This is a genomic window from Chitinophaga silvatica (assembly GCF_003419895.1).
Lineage (GTDB): Bacteria > Bacteroidota > Bacteroidia > Chitinophagales > Chitinophagaceae > Chitinophaga > Chitinophaga silvatica.
This window is the reverse complement of sequence record NZ_QPMM01000007.1, coordinates 383,004-408,705: the sequence shown is the minus strand read 5'-3', so window position 1 is coordinate 408,705 and position 25,702 is coordinate 383,004. Positions and strand designations below refer to the sequence as shown.

20 protein-coding genes are annotated in these 25,702 nt (G+C 41.3%); 2 read left to right on the top strand and 18 right to left on the bottom strand.

The features are described from left to right. Positions 1-84: 84 nt before the first annotated feature. Positions 85-564: a ferritin-like domain-containing protein gene (locus tag DVR12_RS15090; RefSeq protein ID WP_116976621.1), complete on the top strand. Its 480-nt coding sequence runs from the start codon at positions 85-87 to the stop codon at positions 562-564. 84 nt (positions 565-648) lie between these two features. On the opposite strand, the gene DVR12_RS15085 is transcribed toward DVR12_RS15090, so the two are convergent. Further along, on the bottom strand, positions 649-1,533 hold the full coding sequence (locus DVR12_RS15085; RefSeq protein ID WP_116976620.1) for a DUF4349 domain-containing protein: 885 nt from the start codon (positions 1,531-1,533) through the stop codon (positions 649-651). A 96-nt stretch (positions 1,534-1,629) separates the two neighbouring features. Between DVR12_RS15085 and DVR12_RS15080 the strand changes: the two genes are divergently transcribed. Next, positions 1,630-2,016 carry a helix-turn-helix domain-containing protein gene (locus tag DVR12_RS15080; protein WP_116976619.1) on the top strand — a complete coding sequence of 129 codons (387 nt, stop codon included), beginning with the start codon at positions 1,630-1,632 and terminating at the stop codon, positions 2,014-2,016. On the opposite strand, the gene DVR12_RS15075 is transcribed toward DVR12_RS15080, so the two are convergent. From DVR12_RS15075 to DVR12_RS14995, 17 genes are all read right to left on the bottom strand, one after another. Next, complete coding sequence (locus DVR12_RS15075; protein WP_116976618.1) at positions 1,999-2,490, bottom strand: hypothetical protein; 492 nt, start codon at positions 2,488-2,490, stop codon at positions 1,999-2,001. The genes DVR12_RS15080 and DVR12_RS15075 overlap by 18 nt on opposite strands. A 187-nt stretch (positions 2,491-2,677) precedes the next feature. Then, positions 2,678-3,763 (bottom strand): Gfo/Idh/MocA family protein, encoded by a 1,086-nt coding sequence (locus DVR12_RS15070; protein WP_116976617.1) that lies wholly within the window; start codon positions 3,761-3,763, stop codon positions 2,678-2,680. A 46-nt stretch (positions 3,764-3,809) separates the two neighbouring features. After that, positions 3,810-4,985: an aryl-sulfate sulfotransferase gene (locus DVR12_RS15065; RefSeq protein WP_116976616.1), complete on the bottom strand. Its 1,176-nt coding sequence runs from the start codon at positions 4,983-4,985 to the stop codon at positions 3,810-3,812. Further along, positions 4,969-6,600 carry a RagB/SusD family nutrient uptake outer membrane protein gene (locus tag DVR12_RS15060; RefSeq protein ID WP_116976615.1) on the bottom strand — a complete coding sequence of 544 codons (1,632 nt, stop codon included), beginning with the start codon at positions 6,598-6,600 and terminating at the stop codon, positions 4,969-4,971. Before DVR12_RS15060 ends, DVR12_RS15065 begins: the two co-directional genes overlap by 17 nt. A gap of 20 nt (positions 6,601-6,620) precedes the next feature. After that, positions 6,621-9,938: a TonB-dependent receptor gene (locus DVR12_RS15055; RefSeq protein WP_116976614.1), complete on the bottom strand. Its 3,318-nt coding sequence runs from the start codon at positions 9,936-9,938 to the stop codon at positions 6,621-6,623. 167 nt (positions 9,939-10,105) lie between these two features. Continuing rightward, the gene (locus DVR12_RS15050) at positions 10,106-11,296 is read right to left on the bottom strand and encodes a FecR family protein (RefSeq protein ID WP_116976613.1); all 1,191 of its coding nucleotides are present in this window, start codon (positions 11,294-11,296) and stop codon (positions 10,106-10,108) included. Positions 11,297-11,350: 54 nt separating this feature from the next. Next, positions 11,351-11,953, bottom strand: a complete 603-nt coding sequence (locus DVR12_RS15045) for an RNA polymerase sigma factor (RefSeq protein ID WP_116976612.1) — start codon at positions 11,951-11,953, stop codon at positions 11,351-11,353. A gap of 54 nt (positions 11,954-12,007) precedes the next feature. Continuing rightward, positions 12,008-12,460 (bottom strand): YhcH/YjgK/YiaL family protein, encoded by a 453-nt coding sequence (locus DVR12_RS15040; protein ID WP_116976611.1) that lies wholly within the window; start codon positions 12,458-12,460, stop codon positions 12,008-12,010. Between the two features lie 38 nt (positions 12,461-12,498). Further along, the gene (locus DVR12_RS15035) at positions 12,499-13,179 is read right to left on the bottom strand and encodes a GDSL-type esterase/lipase family protein (protein ID WP_233522396.1); all 681 of its coding nucleotides are present in this window, start codon (positions 13,177-13,179) and stop codon (positions 12,499-12,501) included. Between the two features lie 58 nt (positions 13,180-13,237). Beyond that, on the bottom strand, positions 13,238-14,218 hold the full coding sequence (locus tag DVR12_RS15030) for an ABC transporter ATP-binding protein (protein ID WP_116976610.1): 981 nt from the start codon (positions 14,216-14,218) through the stop codon (positions 13,238-13,240). Between the two features lie 186 nt (positions 14,219-14,404). Beyond that, entirely contained in the window at positions 14,405-15,475 is a 1,071-nt protein-coding gene (locus DVR12_RS15025; protein ID WP_233522395.1) for a dipeptidase, read from the bottom strand. A gap of 10 nt (positions 15,476-15,485) precedes the next feature. Next, on the bottom strand, positions 15,486-16,520 hold the full coding sequence (locus tag DVR12_RS15020) for a sugar kinase (protein WP_116976609.1): 1,035 nt from the start codon (positions 16,518-16,520) through the stop codon (positions 15,486-15,488). Positions 16,521-16,600: 80 nt separating this feature from the next. Next, the gene (locus tag DVR12_RS15015; RefSeq protein ID WP_116976608.1) at positions 16,601-17,071 is read right to left on the bottom strand and encodes a RidA family protein; all 471 of its coding nucleotides are present in this window, start codon (positions 17,069-17,071) and stop codon (positions 16,601-16,603) included. A gap of 27 nt (positions 17,072-17,098) precedes the next feature. Continuing rightward, positions 17,099-18,394: a gluconate:H+ symporter gene (locus tag DVR12_RS15010; RefSeq protein WP_116976607.1), complete on the bottom strand. Its 1,296-nt coding sequence runs from the start codon at positions 18,392-18,394 to the stop codon at positions 17,099-17,101. A 3-nt stretch (positions 18,395-18,397) separates the two neighbouring features. Beyond that, the gene (locus DVR12_RS15005; RefSeq protein WP_116976606.1) at positions 18,398-20,647 is read right to left on the bottom strand and encodes a glycoside hydrolase family 20 protein; all 2,250 of its coding nucleotides are present in this window, start codon (positions 20,645-20,647) and stop codon (positions 18,398-18,400) included. Between the two features lie 5 nt (positions 20,648-20,652). Beyond that, the gene (locus DVR12_RS15000) at positions 20,653-22,200 is read right to left on the bottom strand and encodes a SusD/RagB family nutrient-binding outer membrane lipoprotein (protein WP_116976605.1); all 1,548 of its coding nucleotides are present in this window, start codon (positions 22,198-22,200) and stop codon (positions 20,653-20,655) included. 25 nt (positions 22,201-22,225) lie between these two features. Beyond that, on the bottom strand, positions 22,226-25,393 hold the full coding sequence (locus DVR12_RS14995) for a SusC/RagA family TonB-linked outer membrane protein (RefSeq protein ID WP_116976604.1): 3,168 nt from the start codon (positions 25,391-25,393) through the stop codon (positions 22,226-22,228). Positions 25,394-25,702 lie beyond the last annotated feature (309 nt).

Sequence of the window (25,702 nt, the reverse complement as noted above, 5' to 3'; positions counted from 1 at the left end):
CTGTAACAGTTACAAGCCTCTACTATTCCATAGGTTGGCATTGGCATCATTTATGGCCCGGCTATAATGATTAAAACCTTTCATATGGAAACACCAACAACCACTATTACCAATGAAGTATTGAACGACCTCATAGCTATTAACAACGATCGAATTGCCGGCTACGAAAAAGCTATTAAAGAAATCAAAAATGCCGACCCGGTGATCAAGGAACTTTTTATGACAATGATCAATGATAGCAGAGAATACAGAAATACATTAGGGGTAGAAGTTCAGGCAGCAGGCGGTACTATGGAAACCGGTACTACAGCTGCAGGAAAATTGTATCGTACCTGGATGGATATAAAATCTGCATTTTCAGGCACCGATGTAAAATCAATACTTTCGAGTTGTGTAACCGGTGAAGAAGCTGCCCAGCGTGCCTATAAATCCGCGCTCGAACATAAAGAAATTCCAGCTAATATCCGTCTGATTCTTGTGGAAGAAAAAGCCGCATTAAAAGCGTCTTTAGACCGGATCAAAGCCTATTACAATGATGTAAAAGATTATGGAGAACCCGTATGATTATGAGGATGTATCGAAAGTGATCTGAAGGTAATCTGGTAATCTTCACCATCAGAAATACTTTTGATACATCCCAATTCTATATTAAGCCCTTGCCTTTTGAAATCTTCTGAATACAATCCATCCTGCAATTGCTACCAATACGAATGGCCATATTTCAACAAAAAACAATAGCGTATTTCTAAGTGCAGTAGTTCCGGCACGCAGAGAGGTTAATAACTCGGTTCCAAATCCTGCTCTGTTTAAATGATCAGGATTCACAACTGTATATACTTTGGCTACCTGAGGCTGAAATAGTTGGATAGAAAAATTGGCATAAGCTACATCATCCAGAATTGCCAGATTGTTCATACGCCTATCTATTACAGTATTATCTTTAGCTTCATTATATTCAGCTACCTGTATGGTACTGTCTTTCGGTTTTGCCACTACAGTTCCTCGTTTCGCCTGTGCTTCATTTCTAAGTGCATTAGTCAGATATTGCAATGTTTTGTCATCTTCTTTAAGCGTACGATGCTCAATAAAAGTAGCCATATCGGTAATTGCCCTGACAACAGTATCCAAACTGGCTACTGGCACTCTTACATTAAGAGTAGCTACTGGCGTGAATAGTACTACCCGTTTCAGAGAATCGGCAGTATAAGGAAGGTCTTTAGTGGTATATGTTTCATTTTTTATAATACTCTCTCTGGTAATACCACCAGTTCTTGTAATTATTGATTCGATGGCAAAAGTACTGGCTGCAACATCATTTACATTACAGCTTAAATCGGCCGTTCGTACACGCTTACGCGAAGCGCTTCTGATATCCTGAAGATTATTGGAGAATGAAACCGAATCGGCAGAAGTCAGGTAACTGTCGCTGGTTTCCTGCGAATTGCCTGCCGGGGCCCTTTCATCATTATAGGCAGATCGGCCGCAGGCAGCTAATAGGAAGAGTGGAATTAAATACAGAATAGGATAACGCATATCAGATGATTTTCCTATAATCCGGTGAGGATACCAAAGGTAACCTTTACAAAATGTTAAAGTCAATTTCCCTTAACTTTGTAAAAAAAAATTTAAATGGCTCTTCTCCCGAAAAAATATCAATCCCGGAAAGCTGAAATTACAACACAGTTTATAGAGGAAATTGAAAAGCATATCACCTCAATTGTTGCCGGAGAAACAGACGTGATGTATCACATCAAAGACATTGCAGGTATCATGCATATTCATCCGGTTCATTTAAGTAATACAATTAAGTTACATACAGGTAAGGCGCCTTGTTTCTTTTTTGAAGAAAGAATTTTAACAGCGTCCAAAAATTTATTGGATAATACAACATTAAGTATCACAGAAATTGCGAATCGTTTAACTTACGACAATTCCAATTTCACTAAATTTTTCAAGCGATTTACGGGTTATACACCGGGTCAGTACCGGGCTAAAAGTTTAGAAGTAGCGTTGTAGGTAAATTGGTTTTAAAAAATAGTAGTTGTTGAGGGCTTTATTATCAAAAAGATCACCATCATCAAAATAAAAACCATTAGTAAATTCAGTTTTTGAATTCAGAAGAATTTTTCCAGAGGCATGTTCAACTATAAAATAAACAGGGATAATAACGTAATACTTTCCTGTTTTGCCGGTGAATTTATTCCATTTTATATCTAGGTCTTTCATTCTGAATAAGCGTGGCTTCATATCTCCGGCCACGTTAGTAGAACACTCCAGTTTAACTATAGTTCCGCCATTATCTATTTCTGCTTTTAAAGAGAATGCAAGACTATTGCTACCAGCCTTCATGGGAATAAGTGCCGTATCTATAAACCTGCTCAACTGTTGATAAGTAGTGCCAAAACTAGGGTTTTGCTGTGCTCTCACTGGTTCTGGGGATAAAAACTCGGTGATGGCAGTAACAATGATAATTAAACAATTCAATCTCATAGTACCTGTTTTCGAGTAACAAGAATTAACGTCAACGCCTCTACCAAAATGTTAGTTAAGTTACGACTTCTCCAGCTAAAAAGATCGCAGCTTCTCTTTTTCAATAGAAATTCTTTATAATAACGAAAAACAGATAATATTTATTGAGTTAGTATTTATACGGTATAAAATTATAAATAAATAGAAATCATAGTTTTATTGTTTTCCCGGTAGCTACCGATTTCCGGGCTGCTTCTAATATCTTCACTACAATTACATTGTTGGCAGGAGCATACAAGCCATAATCCGGCATAATTTCCTTTCCATTAATAACAGCTATAAAATACTGAAAGGGGTCTGTATACACCGGAACATCCTTATCTGTGAGTGTACCGGAAACATTATGATTAACTGATTGATTTCGTTGAATCAGTGTATTTGCATTAGGAGCCAGCAGCATACCCGTAGTTCCGTAAACTTCCATGTCTTTCCGGCTGAAAGTCCAGTTCCAGGATGCCTGAATAGTGCATTGCATATCGCCATAATCGACCAGTATAGTGGCATCATCCTCTACTTTTGGATAGATTTCTGGTTTAAAATGCCGGGCTACCGCAGTAACGCTAACAGGCATGCGATTTTTGGCCAAGGCAGTCATAATATTAGCTCCGTAGCAGCCGAAATCCATCAATGCCCCACCTCCATTTAAAACCGGGTCTGTAAGCCAGTTCAGAAACTCCGGGCCGCAACCAATTTCTTTAGGCCCCTGATGCCCGTCATTCACCACTACTTTACGAATTTTTCCTACGTAGTTACTATCATTAATCAGCTGAAAAGTTTTGGCTACCGAAGGATACCAGCTGGTTTCATAGTCGGTCAGTAAGTGAACCTTATGTTTTTTTGCCAGGGCATCCATAAATTCAGCATCAGCAACTGTTGTAGCCAATGGTTTTTCTACCATTATATGAATGCCTTTAGGAGCGGCAGCAGCCACCACATCCCGGTGTGATTTAATATCTCCAAATGCTACAACAGCAGTAGGTTTTACTGCCAATAGCATTTTATTCAGATCAGTGTAGAAAAGGTTTTCTGATAAATGAAATTGTTTGGCTCTCAGTTTAGCCACTGCCGGATCCGGCTCATATATTCCTACAATTTCTATATCACCTTTATCGGGTCGCCCAAAAATAAAGGCAGCATGACCATGAGAAGTACCGGCAACAGCCAAACGTAATTTTTGCTGAGCCTGTAATGATAAACTAACGTGGAATAAAATAATTACAATAAGGTATCGCATCCGCTAAAACTAGCGAAAGAAATTTGCAATTACAAGCTTGTAAAGATTATTCCAGTTCAGGTAATTGGTCGTGCTCAATAAATTCGGCCCTATAGGGAATAAAAGCACAGTTTAGTTTCCAAATTGGTTCTCCCTTTCTATCGGTAAGCAAAACCGTATTCCGCCGGCTGCAGCATAGCAATAAATGATTGGAACCCACTAAATAGGCGCTTCCCATTCGATCGTTGAATAAGGAGGCAGGAACGGGTACTTTCAGTGTTAGCATGGCTGTTTTATCGGTTTCCTGAAGCCTGAAAGCCAGGGCTTGCGAAGCCTGCCTGCTTACCCCATTATCGAATAGCAGCAGGTCGTTTTCAGCGTTGATATGAACACTGTGCCCCATATCAAAATCGGCGGTAGCGGGGTAACGGAAATCACCTTCCCTGCCAAACTTCCAGATAACCTTGCCGGTGGTGGCATCTAATTTCCAAATCTGCCCATTATTGTAAAACGAGATCAGGTAATTCCCATCTTTATCGAAACTCAGGCTATTGGCATGCATCCAGTCGGTTTTCGACTTCAGAATATCTTTGTCTGACAATGGATCTAATGCCTGAAACACCGACCATTCCCATTGTTTGTGGCCATTGCGGTCGAGCACGAGGATACCATCGCTCTTCACCGTATCGCTTTTGCTTCCGCCTACAGTGCTAAGATCTACGATCTTTTCAACAGAGTTGAGGAATACAATATTCTTTTCTCCTTTCAGCAATACTTCGTGATGAGCATTAGAAATAAAATCGCCTTGTCCTTTTTGTAAATGAAGTAAGGTATCACCATTCAGATTTACTTCCAGGATTTGATTTCCATAACTGGTAGCATATTCTTTACTTCCCAGAATACAAAGGAAGGTTTTGTTTTCAGTGAAATGGGCTGTTTTAAAGCCGGTACCTTTAACCTGATGGAACCAGGCGATCTGGCCGTTACTTTTCAGTAAATAGATTACCCCGGGCTCATCGCGGCGGCTAAGCAACATATACCCTTTTTTAAATGCAGTAGGAACAGCAGCTGGTTGAAGGCTGTCTACTCTGAATTCTTCCTGTAGCCAGTAGGGTATTGACCGGGATTTTTTTCTGTTACAACTGGTTAATACTGTTACAAACAGTAATAAATACCAGCACCTGATAGCCAACGCTATCAGGTGCTGATTAAATTTGCTCGATGCTTTACTTCCACAAATCATTCTGTGTTGCTTTTGGATTAGCTTTTAGCTCATCTCCCGGAATTGGGAAAACATAGTGTTTAGGCATAAACCCGTTTGCACCTTGTTTTTGATGTGCTTTGTATACATCGCCAAGATCTGTTTTATGCCATCTTCTCAGATCGTAAACTCTGTTTTGTTCGAAAAATAGTTCCAATAGTTTCTGATGATCAATTTCTGCCATGATTTTATCTTTATCAGATAAATCAGCAGCCAGTTTATCTATCAATCCGGCACGTTGACGAACCCTGTTTATATCTCCGATTGCCTTACCGTTGTTACCATTCATTGCGGCTGCTTCCGCGCGGAGCAGAAGCACTTCTGCAAAACGGAATATTCTCAGGTTTGCAGTTGAAGGAGTAGGTCCCCAATAGTTATCTGCATCCTTTTCACTTCTCCAGGCACTGGTACCTTTTTTAATCAGGAACCTGCCATAAGTGGTGGTATCCATTGGTGTTTCAGGGTATAGTCTTCTGATTTTTGTCCATGCAGAATTCCATAAATCATCAAACGTTTTATTATCATACCAGGTAGCATCAGTTTCACCTAAAGTAGAGCGTTTCCACATCAGGGAAGCGTACATACGTTTATCGAATTTAGTATCCGAACCAGCAGGTCGTGGTTCTTTCATAAATTCGGTCACCACAATATTTCCCGGCAGATATTTAAACCATCCGCCACCGGCAGGAGGCCCAATAAACTGAGGGAGGTAGTTGTACATTGGCGAACTGGCACTTTCTGTACTCCAGGCGCCATATTGGTTACCTATTGGAGAGAAATTCCATTCAAAAACTGATTCTTTGTTATACTCATTCTTATCAGTAAAATTATCTTCAAAATTCGGAACGAGGTCGTAGTTATAGGGAGCTTTAAACAGAAGATCGAATGTTGTTTCTGCTTTTGCATAATCTTCCATGAAAATATATGCTTTACCCAGGTAGGCGATAGCAGCGCCGCTGGTAGCTCTGGCCTGTTCTTTACTATCTCTTACAGCAGGCAATTTACCTGCGGCTTCAGTAAAATCACTCACCACCTGTTCCCAAACTTTAGCTTTAGGACTACATTCTATTGCATAACCATCAGTAGTTTCAACAGGCACTGTGCGAATTGGAACGTTCCCCCAGTTGGAAGCTAAAAGGAAGTAAGCCAGTCCACGTAAGAATTTTGCTTCTGCCACATAAGCCGATTTTTTTTCGTCACTCATATCAACCTTCTTAATTCTGTCGATAAGCAGGTTGGCTCTATGAATACCCTGATAAAGGGCGCTGTAAATGCTACTTAAGTCGCCGTTATTTTCATTATTGGAAAAGGAGGCTACAGCCCAGGTGGGCGCTTCTTCTCCCGGAATGGTAAATACATCATCGCCCAGGGAATTGATATCCTGTATTCCGGTAAATGAGCCCCAATAACCATAAAGAGAGGCGCGTAGCGGACTGTATGTTGCAGCCAGTGCGGCACTGACATCATTTTCATTTTTCCAGAAGGAGGCTTCTGTAGATCTGTTTGGATCGTCTGTTTTCAGAAATTCTTTTTCATTGCAAGCCAGGAACGATGCCAGCATTGCAACAGCACAAATATATTTAAAAGATTTTTTCATGTCGGATTGCCATTAAGCGATTAAAAAGTAAGGTTTAGACCAAACAGGAAAGTACGTGACAAAGGATATACATCCCAGGAGTTATCCATTCCTCTCACGCCAAAACCACCACCTATATCCGGGTTGTAGCCTTTATACTTTGTAGCAGTGAAAATATTTTCACCAGAAGCAAATACCCTGATTCTTTCGATGCCCCATTTAGAAGTAATAGTCTTAGGAACAAGATAACCTAGCTCTACTCTCTTTAATCGGAGGTAAGAACCATCTTCCAGCCATCTGTCGGTATTTTCCATACCATTCACGTTGAAATCCGATACGGTAAATCGTGGGAAATTGGTGTGATTTTCAGGAGTCCAGGCATTGAGTACATCGGTGGAGAAATTGGTAATTTCCTTCATTTTCTCCATCCAGATTCTTCTTCCGTTGTAGATTTTATTTCCGGTAACAGCTTCGAGGAAAAGACCCAGATCGAACCCTTTATAAGTCAGATTTGCAGACAAACCTCCGGTTACAGAAGGGAAAGGACTTCCCATATATTGTTCGTCCTGGTTATCGATAATACCGTCATTATTGAAATCAACAAACTTAATGTCACCAGGTTGAGCATTTGGTTGAATCAGTTTACCGTTTTTGCTATGTGCAGCTACTTCTTCTTTAGTGTTGAAGATACCACCGGTCTGAACTACAAAGAAGGAACCAATAGGGTACCCTACTTTAGCTCTGGAAATACCGCCAAACTCCTGGCGTCCGGAACCGATATTGATGGCGGTCATCTTATTGGCAGTATGGGAAACATTTAAGCCAATACGATAATTCAGATCGCCTGCTCTATCGGTATATTCTATAGCAATTTCATATCCTTTATTTTCAATAGAACCGGCATTCAGGGTTGGAGAGCCGCTCTTACCTACTGAAGGAGGGAATGGAACGTTCAGCAATACACCATTGGTTTTCTTATTGAAAATATCAAAAATGACAAATAACTTATTGTTGAGGAGACCTAAATCCAGTCCTGGATTGATTATCTGAGTTTCTTCCCATGATAAATCTGTTGGAGAGGCATAACCTTTTACGGTAATGCCAGGCCATAATACACCACCTTGTACATAATTCAGGCTGTTATCGATACTATTCTGGGTGAGGTAGTTACCAATTTCCTGGTTACCCAGTTTACCCCAGCTGGCTCTCAATTTCAGGGTATTGATGGTGTTTACAATGCCTTTAAAGAATTGCTCATTATGCAGATTCCAACCTACAGAGAGAGATGGGAAGTTACCATACTGATATCCTGGTGCAAACCTGGAAGAACCATCTCTTCTGATTGAAGCAGTAAACAGGTAGCGAGAATCATAGGAATAGAGAATACGACCGAATTTAGAAACCAGTGTATTCGCATTTGCACTACCATTATTTTGCTGAGAAGTAGCCAAACCTGCATTTAATACCGAGGTTCCTTGTTGCAGATCATCGCGGGATGCACCGAATCCGGAGTAAGTATTCTTTTGAGCAGTATAGCCAGCTAACAGGTCGATATTATGTTTACCAAACTTTTTATTGTAGTTAAGGGTATTTTCAACCAGCCATGAGTTGGCAGAAGAAGTAGATTCTGAAAGATCAGGAGCAGTATTAGCGGAGTTACCATCATCAAAAACACCGGTAAATAAGCGGGAACCTGATTGATTTTCTGTTAACCCTACGTTGAATTTATACTTTAACCCTTCAATCAGCTTTACTTCCACAAAAGCATTAGCAAGGATAGAAAGTTCTCTGCTGCTGTTGTCCATATTTTCGAGGCGGGCAACAGGATTTGATAGGTTCTTCATGTAGCTTGCATGTCTGCCATATCCACCCAGGAGGTTAGTAGCATCATAAAGCGGAACGGTAGCCGGCATAACCAGGGCGCTACCAACAAGACTATGGGTTTGGTCGCCACCACTAGGAGCATTATGTCCTATTCCCCTTTTGATCATCACTGTTTCCCCTATACGTAATCTGCCTTTTTCGTAATCAGTTTTGATACGGAAGTTGGCGGCATTGTAGCTTGTATTGATCATGGTACCATCTTCTTTAAGATAGCCCGCAGACAGGTTGTAGGTAAGGTTTTTAGATCCGCCGCTCAGGTTTGCATTGGTACGGGTTACTAAAGCATTGCGGAAAATAGCATCCTGCCAGTTGGTATTAACACCGTTATAATCGGGAATACCGCCAACATTTGCCTGTAATAATTTGGTCCATTGTTCACCATTGAGGAGGCTCATTCTTTTAGGGATAGATTGAACGCCTACCCATGTATCTAAATCTAATTTTGGAGGGGTTTCTTTTCTACCGCCTTTAGTAGTAATCAATACAACGCCATTAGCAGCGCGGGATCCATAAATGCTGGCAGTAGCCGCATCTTTCAATATTTCAATAGATTCAACATCATTGGGGCTTACACCATCGATGCTGCTTACAAACACTCCGTCAATAATATAAAGAGGGGTATTATTTCCCAAAGTGCTCAATCCGCGAATGGAAATAACCAAGCCAGCACCTGGGGCACCACTGCTGGATTCAACAGAAACGCCTGGTACGCGGCCCTGAATGGCACCACTGATATTTTTAGAGACATTAGCGCTGATATTGCCTACTCTTACAGAAGACACAGCACCTGTTACATCCTTTCTTTTCTGAGTACCATAACCTACTACTACAAGTTCTTCTGTTTGAACAGCTTTAGGTTTCAGACTAATGTTTAAAGCGCCAGCCTGAGCTACAGGTCTTTCTATGGTTTCATACCCAACGAAAGAAATAACTAAAACGCCTCCCTGGTCAGGAATCTGTAAAGTATAATTTCCTTTAGCATCGGTGCTGGTACCTTTGGTTGTTCCTTTCAGTTTAATAGATGCACCAATCAATGGTTCATTGGTATTGGCATCTGTAACCTGCCCGAAAACGGAGATATTAGCTACAGGCCTTGCAGCTTCTTCCAGTTGTTCCCGGGTTTTGGCAGAAAGAATAATGGTATTATCTACAATACTATAATTGAGCTGTTTGTTGATCAGACATTTTTTCAGAACATCTTCCAATTCAGCCTGTACTACAGCAATGGATACTTTATCTGTCTGCTGTAGCATTTCAGTATTATAGAAAAAAACGTATCCGGTTTGTTTACGGATTTCTTTGAAAACCTTCGACAATGCTACATCGTGCATGTTGAGGGTAAGCTTTTGCGAGTAACCGGTTGCACTAACCTGCAATGCCAGTACCAGCAGCAGAAAAGCGGCTAGTTTCATAACTTTCAGCATTTGTGCGAACACCGGGCGACGGGGGTGTTTGCCAGCATGTCTAAATAGCATAGATTTGTTAAGTTTTTGGTGAGCATTTAGCTGTTTACGTCAAATAAGCGCATAAGTAGCCACCAGACATTCCGAACCGGGAACGTTGCCGCGTTTCCGGTTTTTTTGTTGTTGTCTGTCAGTTTGTTATACGAAGATCTTGGTTGTTGTTCCTGTTTTTTCTGGTGTTATTGTTTTACTTCTACGACAATTTGTTTTCCTTCAATTTTATATTGTATCCCAGCCGTTTTAAGGATCCGTAACGTCTGAGATAACGTGGATTGCTTCCTGATAGATCCAGTATAATGCTTATCTGGTATGGGTCCGGTGAATTTCACATCCACATCGTACCAACGTGCCAGCTGCCGCATTACCAATGAAATATCATCGTCATCAAATTCGAACAAGCCAGATTTCCAAGCTATTGTTTTATCTATATCGGCAGGAGTGACTGCCAGTTCACTGTTGCTTCTTTGTAAAACTGCCTGTTGGGCCGGTGTTAACAAAACGCTGTTCCCTTTTGCAGTTGAAACCTTTACCTTTCCGGTTACCAAGGTTGTATTAATCTCCTTTTCATCACTATAAGCCATTATATTAAATGAAGTGCCCAGCACCGCAATTTTTGCCCCATTCTCCAACTGCACCTTGAAGGGTTGAGTGGCCTCAGCTGCTACTTCAAAATAAGCTTCACCGGTTAGATAAACCGTACGTTCGTTACCGGTAAACCTTGTTGGAAAGCGCAAAGAGGAAGCCGCATTCAACCAAACCATACTACCATCAGGTAATACCAACTGATATTCGCCGCCTCTCGGAGTTGTTAGTGTGTTGAATACTACTGCATCTCCGGTCTTCCTGGTAGCATCATAAACCAGCTTACCTTCTCCTTTATCGATACGTGTACCGTCGTCTTCTTTCAAAGATTGTTTTTTTAGGGAGTCGAGCTCAATTGTAGTTCCATCTCCAAGCACCAATTGGGCTTTTTGGGAACCAGGCATTACATCTGCTTTAGCCATCATCTCACTTTCGCTCTTTTCGGTATGCCTTTTAGTTAGTACGGTATACCAGGTTCCTGCACCGGCCAATACCAATATGGCAGCTGCGGCAGCCCAGCGATACCAGACAATCCTACGGGGAGTATGCGGGTTTACATGCTCCTGCAACAATACCCTGAAGTCATTAACAGCAGCATCCAATTGCCCTTGCTGGCCATTGATCAGCAGAAACAATTCCCGGGCCTTATTAAAGACCACTTTCTTCTCAGGATTTGCAAGAATCCAGCTCTCCCAATATTGTATTGCAGAATGGTCTGCTCTGGTACAATACCGGAGAAAGGAATCATCCAATAAAAAGTCTTCCGCCTTGTTAAATTCCAGGTTCATTACTTAATAGTGTAAAAAGGTGAGGATTATTCCCAAAAAAAAGCAAACTTTTTTTTAGCGAATCAGGAGAAGGAGTACTATAAGCTCTACAGACAAGCTTTTAAGCGCACTGGCAAGGGTATTATATGCAGTTTTGGGAGCAATGCCGGTACGTAAGCTTAATTCTTCCATACTAAGGCCATCGAAATAACGGAGCTGAATCAACTCTTTCTGGCGGGGTGTCAGGTTGGCCATCGCACGACTGATCTTTTGCCTTATTTCATCAGAAGTTTGAATAGCAACAATATAATCTTCATACGACCATTGATGTGTATCCGCCGTTTCGGCCAGTTTGCCGGCTGCTTCATTATGTTTTTTGGATAACCGGATACCCGCCAGGATCTTACGACGCAGGTAGGTAAACAAATAGGACTTTACATTACCTACTTCAGGGAGTTTATGTCTGTTATCCCATAACTCCAGGAACAGATCATTGATAGCATCCTTTGTAATTTCAACATCATTTGAAATACGGATGCCATAGTTTACCAGGTGTAAATAGAGTTTTTCGTATAATTTAACAAGTGCCTCCTGTTCGTTGCCGCGCACCAGGTTCCATAACTGGCTATCAACATCCAGATTGGGCAACAGGTCGCCCATTTGTTGTTCACTGTTCATTGGCAGTAGCTATTTCATAATTGGTGGAATCTACCAGATCTGTTCTCTACTTTATCAATCAACTGCTATTTTGATCACTACTTTCCTTACAGGCATTGGTTTACTTACCATTATATTTGGCATATGCAGATCTGTCGGGAAAAAGATAGCAAACATTCCTTCTTCCAGACGTGAGAAAAACATAGGAGTTTCAGCAAACAACTGATAATCTGCAGTAGCATCATAAGCCTTTGAAGGTACTTTATCCTGTAGAAAATCATGGCCGATCAATTCAGAACCACTTACAATATACTGTACATCTATATATTTTTTGTGCGCTTCCATTTGCTCATTATCGGTAGGAACGGTATCATACTCATTCACCATGGCAAATATGTGTTCATCTATTTCGTATTTCCCTTTAGGCATCGTTTTTAAATCTTTCTGCGCTAAAAACTCGAAAGCTTTCATAAAACGAATACCTAACTTATAATATAACTGAGCATTCTGGAGAGTGTCGATTATCATGAGTAAAATGACTTAATTATCTGGCAAGATACTTTTTTTTACATTTCGGGAAGAAATACCTTTTGCCTCTTTAATAAATAAGGCTTGATTGCTTTTTCCCAGATAGCATAACCCGACTTATTCATATGCAACATATCTTGCAGGAATAGTTCGGTGCGGGGATTACCGTTTTTATCCAGCATCTTAGGGTAAATATCAACAAACACAACACGTTGCTGAGTTTTCAAATAATCACTGATAAGCAGATTAGCGGCTTTGGCTTTCTCAAAAAAAGTAGCCCTGCTTGGACTAGGTTTAATTGAGATATAAACAATAGGGATTGCTGGTAACTTTTCACGAATTATTGTATATAAGACTTTAAACCTGTTAAAGATGGTGTCGGCTGTTGCTGTTTCTTCCACCAAATCATTTTCACCAACATAAATTACTATTTGCCTGGGATTATATGGAAAGATGATATCATCCGCATAATGGATGACATCTTCCGTAACTGCACCTCCAAAACCTCTGTTCAATACTACATACGAAGCAAAGTTACGTTCCAGATCGTCCCATTTCCGAATGGAGGAACTACCAATAAATAAAATAGGCTTATTTGGAGCAGCGTAGATTTTATCGTAGTTACGAATTGTACGAATGTCTTCCTCAAAACGCGGATAAGTTTGCGCAAAGGACCCTGTTACCAGCAGACAACACATAAATGTCAAAATTCCTTTCATCAATTCTCGGTTTAGCCGAAAAAGATAGAAAAAAATCCCGTGCTATGCTATTCTTTTATTATAAATACCAAACTTTGGATATGTTGACAGCAATATTCACTGAGGCACCAGGTTTAAGACCACCATCTGATGATCTGACAACGAGAAAAGTGTTTTCTACTTTTACAGTAATATCATAGTAGCTACCATAATATAAAGATTCAACAACTTTACCTTTTACAATTTCTTTTCTGGCCTTGCTAATAGACAGATCCTCTGGTCTGATAAATAAGCTCTTCTCGAATTGCAGCCCGGGTAGATCCTTAAAACAGGATGCCTGCTGAGGAGTAAGCAGATTATATTTACCCAATAGGCCGCCTACGTATTCATTGACAGGTTGATTATAAATTTCGTAAGGTGATCCCTGCTGAACAATTGTGCCGTCTTTCATTATTAGCACTACATCTGCCCAGGGTAAAATATCCTGCGGATCATGAGAGACTAGCATACAGGTAATTCCTAATTTATCTCCGATATCCTGAATCACATTTTTGAGGATACTCTTGTGAATCATATCGAGATTGGAATATGGTTCATCGAGTAAAAAAAGCTTTGGTGCCCCGATCAGCAGTCTGGCCATTGCAATTCTTTGCTTCTCGCCTCCTGACAGTTGATCAGTTTTTCTTTTCAGCAGATGTGTAATTCTGCAAACATCAAATACTTCCTGTGCAGATTCATCGGTAAGTTTATTGGCATATGACAGAATTTCTTCTACTCTGTAGTTATTGCGTAACTCGAAATGCTGGGATAAATAAGCGGTGCCGGGATGACCAGGGATTAATACTTCCAAAGCTCCTTTCACTCTTTTTCCTTCAAACATAACTGTTCCTGAATCTGCCTGGGCCATACCACCGGCGATTTTCATCAGTGTACTCTTACCTGATCCGGTTTCCCCAGCAATTACCAATTTTTGAAACTGCTGTTGGGTAAAGCTTACATCCTTTAGAATATAACCGCCGTGCTGTTCTTTGCTGATGTGATCTACTTCAAGAAAATTCATGGCCGCAAAATATAAAAGAAAAGACTGCCGGCAAAGCTATTTTTTCTCGCAAATGCGCTAAGTTTTTTGGAGAAACATAAGGATTGATGTCTATATTTTTTAAGATAAAAACAAAAAACATCCACATCAATCCTTAATTCTTAATATTAATCTCTGCTTCTCTGCGTGAAACAGCGAGCCTGCGAGCTACAAGGCAGAGCGGAATATCCGCAACCAGTTGCCGTGCATAATGTTTTCTATATCGGTTTTGCTATACCCTCTTTTTTCAAATAAGGCTGGCATTAACTGAAGGTCTGCAATTGTTTCGAGGTCGTACGGGCATTGTTCCTTACCAAATGCGCCATCCAGGTCGGTTCCTAGGCCTATATGTAAAGTGTTACCGGCAATCTGGCAGATATGATCCATATGATCAATTACTTTTTCGAGGTTACAATTCATAGCACGGGGAGTAGATTGTCCTCTTACCCAACCAGGAACCATCATCCAGGCATCCATTGCGCCTCCAATAACAGCGCCTTTTGCAATCAGGGCTTTAATCATATCGTCACTAAACTGGCGATTATGATCTACCAGTGTACGACAATTATTATGACTGGCCCAAACAGTTCCGTTAAATAGTTCCATTGCATCCCAGAAGGCATCATCGCATAAATGGGTGGCATCAAGAATTATATTCAAACGTTCCATCTCCTTTAACAGGGCCTTACCCAGATCATTTAAATGCCCGGTGGCATCAGTACCATTTGCATAGCGCCCAGGGCCATAGTGGGCAGGACCGATGGCCCTCAGTCCATTATTGTATGCTTTTTCGAGGTAGCTGAGATCCACTATTGAATCTGCCCCTTCCAGGCTGAGAATATAACCAATAGGTTTATTTTCGTTAGGAGCTCCATTATTCCATAAAGCCAGATGGGCATCCAGATCAGCAGCAGAGCGGATCATTTTCATTTCTCCGGCATCTTCCATCGCTTTGTACCAGGCCAGCTGACCTTGAGTCTGCGCCCATGCCTGTTCCGGAGAAAACCAACCGGGAAGCGGGTTATCGGGAGCAACAAATCTTCCGATTTGTGTAGCTACCACAATACCAATATTTCCTTCTCTAAGAGCCGGTAGTGATACAACACCTTTACATCTGTCTGGCTTATCGGTTTGCCCGGCCTCACGCTCACGTATTTCCTTAACAGGAAGCCGGAGGTTCCTGTTCCATTCCATGGCATTCATGCTCAGATCGAGGTGTGCATCTATAGTAAAGATCATGTTTTCCAATTTAACGTATTATTCTACCCGAAGGTCCGTTTTTCATTAATTCAGTAATTTCTTCCAAATCAACTAATGCCCAGTCACCCGGAATACTTTGTTTGATCATTCCACAGGCTACTGCAAAGTCGATAGTATATTGAGGTGAGAGCTTATTTAGCTGCCCATACAACACCCCGGCAGTGAAAGCATCCCCTGCTCCTATCTGGTCTGTAACCACTGTTAAAGGAAAACCTTCTGCAAAAAATAGTTCATCGTTATGTGCTAAAGCGGCATTATACCATAACTGGCCGTTTCTAACAGAACGAAAACTCATTCCCAGTGTTTTCAATCGGGGCATTCTTTGCTTTAGTTTGGAATAAACCAGTTCAAATTTCTGTTCCTGAGGTAGAGTGACGGGTATATCGATTCCGAAATAAATTGAAGCAGCATCCAGATCGGCCACGGTAATTTCGCTGTATTGCAGCAGTTCTGGCATTACAACAGAAGGATGTTTCCCATAGGTCCATAAACTGGAACGGTAATTAAAGTCGGAAGAAATAGTGATACCAGCATCCATTGCAGCATGTAATGCTTCTTTACAAACATCAGCAGCGGAGGCACTTACGGCTGCTGCTATACCAGACCAATGGAAACAACCATATTGTTGGAAGAGTGAAGACCAGTTAATCATTCCTGGCTGTAAGGACGCATAGGAAGTACCTGCACGATCGTAGATCACTCTTGAAGGTCTTACTGCATTTCCGGCTTCTGTGAAATAAACACCCAGTTTATCACCACCATATAAAATATGATCAACACTTACGCCCTGAGCTCTGAGCTGCATTATTCCGGCCTGTGCCACATCGTTGTCAGGAACACGGGTAACATAAGCAGTATTAATTCCCAGACGAGATAATAATACACATACATTTGCCTCTGCACCTGCATAGTATGCAGTATAACCATCTGTTTGCAGGAATCTTTTACCTGCATTACTCTGCAGGCGTAACAAAAATTCCCCAAAAGCAATTACGTTGTTGTTTCTCCTACTTTCTGCTGGCATACTGGTTATTTAAAAGTTACTAGTTTGATCCTTTGCCAGGAAATTCATTATCCCAACAAAGGATCAAATTAATAAAATAACTAGTATAGTTCGAACATTGCTTCTATTTCTACCGGAATATTATCAGGTAAAGAGCCAAATCCAACTGCACTTCTTACTCCTATTCCGTTTTCTTCACCCCAGACAGCAGCAAATAGCTCACTACAGCCGTTAATCACGAAAGGATGTCTTTCGAAATCGGGGGTACAATTTACCATTCCCAAAACTTTAATAACCCTTTTTACCTTATTTAAACTTCCCAGGTGAGTTTGAATAGTAGATAACATTGTTAGCCCCACCTGACGTGCTGCCAATTTACCTTCCTCCATGTTCATTGCCTCACCAATGCGTCCGATAATCAGTGACTTATCATTCTGAACAGGACCGTGACCTGAGAGGTATAAATATTTTCCATCGATCAGAAATGGTTTGTATACCCCTAATGGTGCTGGTGCTGGTGGTAGTGTTAATCCCAGTGCCGCAAATTTCTCTTCTGCATTGTTGTTTTGCATAGCTTACTTTTTTGCTTATTGTATGATTTAAATTATTTTTTCCAATACTAATACTCCTAACAACCCCACTACTCCTACAATTGTTTCCATCACTGACCAGGAAAGCAAGGTATGCTTGATACTTAAGTTAAAGTATTCTTTAAACATCCAGAATCCTGCATCATTTACATGCGAAAACATCAGGCTGCCTGCCCCTACTGACAAGACCATTAAGTTAGGGTTTACCTGTTGCTGAATCATTAAAGGAGCAATCATTCCCGCTGCTGTAAGTCCGGCTATGGTAGCCGACCCTACACATGCCCGAATGACGGCTGCCGCCAACCAGCCTAATACTAATGCCGAAATATTCCATGATTGCATGGCTTTGGCAATAGCAGCGCTAACACCGGCATCAGCCAGTATTTGTTTGAGGGCTCCCGCTCCGGCAATAATTAATAATATTCCTGCAACATCTTTTATAGCATCTCCATAGGTACTCATTACTTCTTTCACCTTACTTTGCTGAAGTATTCCAAGTGTAAAGGTAGCAACCAGCAAACAAAATAGCATAATAATAGTAGGGTCGCTAACCAAGTGTAACCATGGCTGTTGTCCAAAGTGCGAAAAAGTGGTTGTCAGCATTAATAAGATTACGGGCAGCAACGCAGTCAGAAAACTCAATCCTTTTCCCGGTAATGGTTTTGAAGATGCCGCATGGCTAAACATAGTTGATGGTGCTGCCGGAATATTTTTCAAATAACGCGAGAATAATGGTCCGGCTATCAGGAGAGTAGGAATTGCTACTATAAAACCTAACAGGAGAGTATGCCCCATATTGGCCCCAAACTGAGTAACCAATGCAGTTGGCGAAGGGTGTGGTGGCAAAAATCCATGTGTAACAGAGAGGGCAGCCAGTGTTGGTAAACCAATATATACAGCCGGTAGTTTATATTGATAAACCACAGAAAAAATCAATGGGATCATCAACACAAAACCAACTCCATAAAATAATGGGATACCAATTATAAAACCGGCTAAAAGTAAAGCCCATTGAACATAACGGGGGCCAAATGCCTTCATAAGCGTATCTGCAATTTGTCTGGCAGCCCCACTTTCGGCAACCAGTTTGCCCAACATCGCCCCTAATATAATAATGCCCAGCAACCCACTAACGGTGTCGCCTATTCCTTTTTGAATAGCAAGCGGAATATAATTTACCGGCATACCAAGTATAATACCCGCGAACAGCGAAACAATGAGAAATGCTACGAAAGCATTTAGCTTTGCCCAGGTTAGCAATACAATGAGCATTGCAATACAAATAACAACAAGTAAAAACGCCATGCCTTAATTGATAATAATTTCATCCACCAATAACATACTATTACCACCAGCACCATATTCTCCTGCTGGTATTATTCCCGCTGGCGGAGCTGTAATACGAACATATCTCAACTTTGTTCGCTTTACTGCCAGGAGAATTTTGTTGATACCATTAACGGGAAATTTTGATGCTTTTGCCAACTTTTGAAAATGCACCCCATCGGCCGATCCTTCAAACAAAACATATTGAGGAGCCCACATTCGCTGCCAATGATAATTAAGACAATTAATCCCTACCTGATTAATCCATTGTTCACTGCCTAAATCGATTGTTGCAATAAGAGATTGTTTACTAAATCCAAGCCATTGCTCATCGTTGTAACGATGAGTACCCACAACACCATTCACAAGTTTTGTTGCACTACCCTTGAATTTGGTATCTGGTGGATGTTGAAGGACTATATTTGCTCCTGTTGCTTTATTAATAGAAAATAACTGTTGAAAGACTCTATGCACGGGTCTTTGCTGCCGATCAAACAACAAAGCATTAAGAGTGCAGGTTTGTGTAAGCGGAATAACTGTTGTAGCAACCGGACTATTGATATCGGGAACTGACCCATCAATCGTATAGTGAATAACGTTAGTAGAATGACTATTAAGGGAAACCGTAATCTTTTGTTTCTCTAAATTTTCGATCCTGTAATTAATTTCTTCAAATACTAAGCTGGTATCAATTTCCAACACCTTAAACCTTGAAGTAAATGAAGAATAATCACGTACTTCCTTTGGCGACCAGGCTCTTTCTGCCATCGCCTGCATACGTGGTGTAATCATATACCAAGCCTGTCCGGGAGTACTGAGGTATTCACTCCATACCTGCCCCTGAATACCAGCAATAAAAGGTATCAGTGCAGTATCCTTCGTAGCAGTAAGCGGCTCATAGGCATATACTTCAGATAATGGAGTATAGCCACCAGCTGCTACTTTTTCTTCAGGGTATAGCGACTGATAATGATCGAAATACAGCTCATCTTCCGGAGTCATAATTACCATTTGCTGTTGCTTAGCTGCCTCTATTGCACCGGCAGTTCCTCGCCAGCTCATTACAGTAGCGCCCGGAGCCAGGCCACCTTCGAGTATTTCATCCCACCCCATAATCTTCCTGCCTTTACTGTTAACGTAGCTGGCTATACGACGAATAAAATAACTTTGCAACTGATCTTCATTTGCCAGGTTATTATCATGTATGCGCTGTTGACAGGCCTTACAAAGGTGCCACCTGGTTTTCGGGCATTCATCTCCTCCAATATGAATGTAAGTTGAAGGAAATAATTCAATCACTTCATCCAATACATCTTTTAGAAAAGTGAAGGTAGAATCATTGCCAGCACAAAATACATCATCAAATACCCCCCAGAATTCGGCGGTCTTATAAGGGCCTTTAGTACAACCCAAATCGGGATAGGCAGTAAGAGCAGCACTTGCATGACCAGGCATTTCAATTTCAGGGATTACCTCAATATGCTTTGCAGCTGCATAGGCAACAACCTCTTTTATTTCCTCCTGTGTGTAATACCCTCCATATTTTAGGCCATCAAAGCGGTGAGGTAATTCTTTCTTATGTCCAATAAGGGTTTGGTTTCTGAATGCAGCAATGGTTTGGAGTTTCGGATACTTTTTGATCTCTATTCTCCAACCCTGATCATCAGTAAGATGCCAGTGGAAATTATTGATTTTATAAATTGATAATTGATCAATAAACTGTTTGATAAAAGATACAGGGAAGAAATGCCTGCTTACATCGAGGTGCATACCACGGTAGGAAAAACGTGGGTAATCGGTTATTGAAGTACCAGGTAAAATCAGGCTGTTGGACGATTGTTTCCACAACTGCCGCATAGTTTCAATACCGTGTACAATACCAGCAGCATTGTACGCGATAAGGGTAACCTTAGCTGGCTGAATTGAAAGCAGGTATCCTTCCGGCTGCTTTACCAGCTGGGTATCTATCAATAAAGAAATATCACTTCCTCTTGTTAATGGTTTAAATCCGGCAGCAGATTGAATATATGATTGCAGTAAATTAAGTTCATGATTCAGGCTCTTATCTGCATGAATACTGGTATTGGCATCCATCTTAAAAGAATCTGCAAACCAGGTAGATTGAACGGGCAAAGGAATCAAGGCTGCCGGAGCGGCAGCCTCTTTCCTTTGGGCTGAAATACAGAGATTAAGCCCCCCTAACAGCCATATGATCAGCCATGTTTTTTTCATCACAATTATTTATCCCACCACATACGGGTAGTTAACAAATCGGCACCCTGACGAGCAACAGCTTCTTTGTAATTGGTAGCATTAATACCTTGTTCGTTTGCAGAATAGGGCAAACGGCGAGGGATGGTTCCACCGGTAGCATTACCCGGATAATTTACAGGTACTAAAACAGGGTAACCTGTACGGCGCCAGTTGGCATAGGCCTCCTGCTCATCCAGGAATAATGCAACCCAAAACTGAGTATGAATCTGATTCATTTGTGCATCAAAAGTTCCGGCAGTATTTAAAGCATGATCATCAACATACTTATTAATCCTCACCGGATCTATAGTACCAGCAGCTCCAAACAATGACCAGTTACGCAAAGCAGCACTAACCCCATCGCGGAATAATTGTGCTTTATCGCCACCTGTCCAGCCTCTGAGAGCAGCTTCACTTAACAGCAAGTTTGTTTCGGCATTTGTTAAAATCAGCAATGGAGCAGCATAATTTAAAACAGTAGCCGGATTAGGTTCCGAATAAGTGACAAAATCGCCGGCTTTCTTATCAGTTCCACTAGGTAATCCTTTCTGAATAGCAGTGCTGGTATCAGGTTTATTATTATTCCATACTACAGCCACTACGTTCAAGCGAGGGTCCTGGTTGTTTTTCAGGAAATCGATGAATGTTTTACTGTATTTACCTAATTCCGTATTCCCCTCTCCATGGGCATCAGGACCATAATCCTGATTTACCAGTTCAAAAGCAACCGGGTTGTTATTATACACCTGCGGACCGTTACTGTATTTCAGTACTGCACTTTCTTCATCTTTAGTTATCACACCACCGGCTACAGCCTTCAGCACCCAGTCTTTAGCTACTACTTTATTATCAGTAACTTTCGTGGTGCGCATGGCTACTCTGAGCATCAGAGAATAACCAAATTTTTTCCATCTATCTATATTACCACCATAAAACAGGTCAGCAGCGCCGAAAGTAGGTTTACCTGCATCAAATGATTTAATGGCATCTTCAAGTTCCTGCAGCATATTTAAATAGATATCTGCCTGGGCATCATATTTTGGAACATAAGAGCCTTCACGACCTTTGGAAGCATCACTATACGGAACATCTCCATAGAGGTCTGTTATTCTTTGCATCAGCAATACCTTCCAGATACGGGCGGCAGCTTTCTTATTTACATCTTCGGATTTGGTTGCAGCATTGATGATTTCCTGCAAGGTGAGTATGGCATTGGTATAGATGTAACGGTAATACATACCCTGATACTGATCGGAAACAGCATACTTATCGCCAGCACCGGCACCAGCCATTTCCTTGGCAGTAGTGAAATGCTGAATATAGTTGCCGCAGGTCAGATAGGAAGTATAAAAATAAGTTCTGTCGTACACCAGGTTTCCTTTTAGCAAACTTTGAGTAAACAGATAATTGATATTCGGGTTAGTACTGGCATTAGGATTGACGTTCATATCCTTAAAGCCTTTATCGCAGGAGCTAAATCCCAGTACTGCACCCAGGAGTAAAGCGTATTTATATTTTGCAAATTTTAGCATCGTGTAATTTTTTAAGAGAGTAAACTTAGAATTTCACCATCAGGTTAAGGCCATAGCTTCTGGTTGGAGGAACGCCAAACATTTCAAAGCCCTGTGCATTCGCATTGCTGAATGTAGATTCAGGATCGATGTTCGGAGTGTTCTTATACAGAATGAGCAGATTTCTTGCTACAAAAGCTATTGAAGCAGATTGAATTTTAGCAAAAGCAAGCGCTTTCGAAGGAATACTGTATTGAAGTACAACCTGTCTTAATTTCACGAAACTTGCATCGTATACAAACTTTTCAGAAAGGTTTTTGAAGTTATCGTAATACCCCTGAAGATTATCGTTGTATGTGAAAGTTTTTGTAAATGGTTTTCCTTCCTTATCTACTCCCGTAACTGTGAGTCCGCCATCTCTTCCTGGTAAGGTAATATCGGTTAATCCAAAGCGGGTAGCATAAAGGTTAGTACCAGAATAAATATGCCCACCGAATTTACCATCTATGAGGAAGTCGAGGCTCCATTGTTTGTAAGTGAATTTATTATTGATACCTCCACCTACCGGAGCAATACCGGTTCCCAGATCTACAAACTCTCTGTCTTCATACCCTGAAGATTTATCATAAATTGTATTACCCTGTGCATCTTTCTTTACTCTGTACCCTTTGATAATGCTATAAGGTTTGCCAACTTCGGCATACAGGTAAGCATAGTTATTTACAGCTTTATCTAGTTCAATGAAATCCAGTCCATCATTGAGTTTCAATACTTCGTTTTTGTTATATGCGATATTGAAATCTACGTTCCAGGAGAAAGATTTAGTTTTTACCGGATTACCATTCAGCTGAATTTCAATTCCTTTATTGTTCATAGTACCGATGTTGAGGTACGCGGTGGAGTAACCGGAAGCCGGAGAAACCGCTACCTGCATGATATCGTCGGTCGTTCTGCGATTATATACTGTAATGTCGGCACCTAAACGATTATTAAGGAAACGGCCTTCGATTCCGAATTCGGCAGTAGTAGAAACAAAAGGACGGAGCTTAGGATTTGGAGCCATCAGGAGGCCGGAGCCGGTACCATTTGTTTGAGTAGGAGTTTGGAGAGGCTGACCTAAATGTCCACCACCCGGAACCATGCTATAGGTTTGATTGAGAGCATAGGCAAGTGGAGCACCACCGCCTACCTGGGCCCAGGAACTTCTGATCTTGGCATAATTAAACCAGGAAGGAAGTTTCACTGCCTCAGAGAGCAGGAAGCTGGCCCCAACAGAAGGGTAGAAAATATTATTATTTTTCGGATCTAAAGTCGAAAACCAGTCGTTACGCCCAGTTGCCGAAATAAAGAGCATGTCTTTAAACGAAAGATCAACAGAGCCGAATAAAGAGTTGATACCGGTTTTTGAGTTGATATTGGTTGTACGCAAGCTGATTACATTACTGACGTCATAGAAAGCAGGTTCGAAGAAACCGGTACCATCCAGATCAGTGATATTTGATTTGGCTCTGCGCTGGTTGCCACCTGCCATGACATTGAGTTGCAGGTCGCGGCTCAGTTTACCCTGATAGTTGATGGATAGCTCACCATTTGTTTCAGTGATCGAATTGGTATTTTGTTTAAAAAATCCCTTTGTTGCATAGGCAGTACCAGTTGGCACCACACCAGTATATTCGATAGCAGAATAATCCTGAGATACGCGGCCACGAACGAAGAGATTATCGAGGAGATTATATTTAACATTCAGGTATCCGATAAAGCGGTTCCTGCCATCCTGGTTTTTGTATTTATTTAGCGCGAAGAAAGGATTGGTAGCGAATTCGGAAGGATTCCACTTGATTTCGTTTCCATTGGCATCATAGCCAGGATCGAGGCTGCGGATATCAACAGTATTTGCCAGCATGTAAGTACCCCAGTTTACGTTACCCGGAGCATCGGAAACGCCTGCACGATTTTTTGCTTTCTCGATATTGTATTGCAGGTAAGACTCGAAGCTTAATTTTTTACTTAAAGATGAATTGACACTTAAAGTAGCAGTTTTTCTGTTGAGCTGCTGATTAGGAACAAGTCCATGATTCGTCATATCGGCCAGGGATACACGGTAGGTAGTATTTTCATTACCGCCATTGAAAGCAACGGTATTAGAAAAGGTATTACCGGTATTGTAGAAGTTTTTGATATTATTCTTTTGAGGAGAATAAGGACGATTTACCCCATCGAACTGCACGACAGGAGAGCCATCCATTTTAGCGCCCCAGGAGAGGCGGCCAGCAGCAATGGCTTCATTCTGAGTAGTTGGTTTCAGTCCTTTCTGGCCAGAACCATATTCGTATTGCCATTTAGGATAAACGCTGGGAGATTCGAAAGTCAGGGAAGAATTATAATCAACTCCGATTCCTTTTTTGGCGGCGCCTTTTTTAGTGGTAATCAGGATAACGCCATTGGAAGCGCGGCTACCGTATAGGGCGGCAGCGGGTCCACCTTTCAGTACGGTGATGGATTCGATATCATCCGGATTGAGGCTGCTGATCCCATCGCCTCTGTCGCTATTCAGTCCAATAGCGCCGTTACCACTGGCAGGAACGCTGTTGGTGGTGTTATCCATGGGCATACCATTGATAACGTAAAGCGGTTGTACATCGCCGTTGAGGGAACCGGTACCACGAATGATTACGCGGCTGGAGCTACCCGGGCCGGCAGCCAGGCCGGAAGAGTTGACACCAGCTACTTTACCGGTTAAGGCGTTAGCGACATTTATTTCGCGGGCCTGGGTAAAGTCGTTTCCTTTTAGTTCGGTGAGGGCGTAAGCAACTGCTTTCTTTTCTTTTTTAATTCCCAGGGCCGTTACTACCAATTCGCCGAGATCTTTAGCCGAAACGGCCAGCTGAATGGCGATTGGTTGTCCGGGTGTTGCTTTTACTTCTTTTCTTTCATAACCGATAAAAGTAATGGCAAGAGTTACTTCTCCGGAGATGGAAGGGGGAAGGTTAATAGAAAAGTGGCCGGTAGCATCGGTGGTAGCTCCGTATCCTTTTGCGGCAAGGAGGGTAACGGTAGCGCCGATGACAGGCTGATGATCGGGGCCGGTAACGGTACCGGCTACTGTTTTATTGCTGGCAGATGATTGGGCATTAGTACCCAGGCATAGCAGGAGGCAGACTACAGGCAGAAATAAGTTTGCTAAAGTTGCCAGGCTTTTGACATTCTTCATCATGTGGTTTGGTTGATAGTTGTTTTTCAAATTTTGCGGAATACAGGGATAAAAATAAGGATATTTGCATTTTATGCAAATTTTTTGCAGAAATAAATTGCATTTTCTGCAATTTGGAATTTCTAAAGAGTCGATTTATTATCGATATAAAATTGATTATAAATTATTTATGTTTAAAAAAGATTTAAGAAATTTTATTTTAGCTTGATAGAAATGCAAATTTTCGTAAAAACTATTATTTTTGTTTTTTGCACTTTTTGCTAAAAAAGGCATTTATTGCATATAATAATTATTTTAAGTATCATCACCTTC